Origin of the sequence: Thermococcus sp., assembly GCF_027012695.1 — an archaeon.
Classification (GTDB): domain Archaea; phylum Methanobacteriota_B; class Thermococci; order Thermococcales; family Thermococcaceae; genus Thermococcus.
Window position 1 is genome coordinate 1 of sequence record NZ_JALUYR010000113.1, and the last position, 1338, is coordinate 1338.

Genomic DNA, 1338 nt, shown 5'->3' on the forward strand with positions numbered 1-1338 from the left:
AGTGGAAACACTCGGTTGACATTAATCCCTCCGCATACAAAGGTGATAGAATGATTAACCCCCTCCTGGCTGATGAGTGGGTGAAATTTTACAGGACTTACGAAATCGGTAACATTGAAGGGATGGAGTACTACATTGAAGCCCTTCGGAAAGCGACGTACCAGCTAATTGTATCGGATGAGTACTGGACAGAAGGAGACGTAATATTCACCAACCTTACCGGGGAGAACCTGAAAGTGATAAAAATGAAAGGGTTGAACCCCTCTCCAGTTATTCGGGCCAGGGGTGGAGGTTTAGTCATAAAGCTCAATCCATTGGAGTCCAGCTGGAGGGACGAGTATTACTGGCGGGGGGCTTTAGAGTCCTACAGACTGATGAGCAACGTGGAGAGTTTAGTTGAAGCCATCAGAAACGGCAACTCCAATCCCAAAGTCCAGAGTATTTTGAATGAGAAAGTCGCAGAACTGAAGGGCTCATTAATAGTGCATAAGAGAAACCCGGGTATCCCCCCAATCAAGCCCCCGATAAAAGAACCAATAAACCCGATCAAGCCACCTGAACCGCCAGTAACATTGCCAATGGCCACGAAGGATACAACGTTAGACCCACTGGAACGGAGGGCCCTGGATGTGAAAAACAACGAAGGAATCCTGAGAATAACTGAAATAAACGTTATTATGGATAACAACAATCCTGACAGTCCGCAGTACCATGTTCAGGTCACTCTGGCGGCTGAGAACAATGCGATCAACAACATTCAGATTAACGTTGATGACCGCACAAGCGGTGATTCCGACAGTGGAAGCGTCTCGTTCCTGAACTCCGGAGAAACATACACCTGGGAAAGCACGAGGTTTGAGGTAACCCATCCAATGGATGGAGAGCTCGTTGTAAACGGAATCGTGGAAGTTACCTATGAACCCTCCTGTGGTCAGGTTCCCACGTCCCAGACCTTCTCAAGCTGTGGAGAACGAACGATACAGGAAGAGTACTCAGATACCTTTGATCTAAGTCCTCCAATTGATTGGAATAAGGTCCACCTAACCATTAAACCTGCTGACACTAGCATTACAACAGGGGAGAGCGTTACTTACAGGGTTGTCGTAACGAACGAGGACGACGCACCTTTGAACGGTTTGAGATACTCAATTACAATCCCCTACTCTCTAACTAATTCCAGAACGTACTCCGGAACGGTTGACGTTCCAAAGAACGGGGAGGAAGTCCTGCTTGAGCAGACCGTAACCTACGAAGATGCTAGCACTTACGTGACCCACGCCTCAATCTACTGGAACGGAAAGTCAAAGAGTGCCGAAGCAAGCGTTACGGTGAGTTCAG

At 47.8% G+C, this 1338-nt stretch carries 1 protein-coding gene; it reads left to right on the forward strand.

Features of this window, described 5'->3' with window-relative positions; all coding sequences use genetic code 11:
• Positions 1-50: 50 nt before the first annotated feature.
• Positions 51-1338, forward strand: a 1288-nt coding sequence (locus MV985_RS08360; protein WP_297465226.1) for a hypothetical protein, incomplete at its 3' end; no start/stop codon positions are given.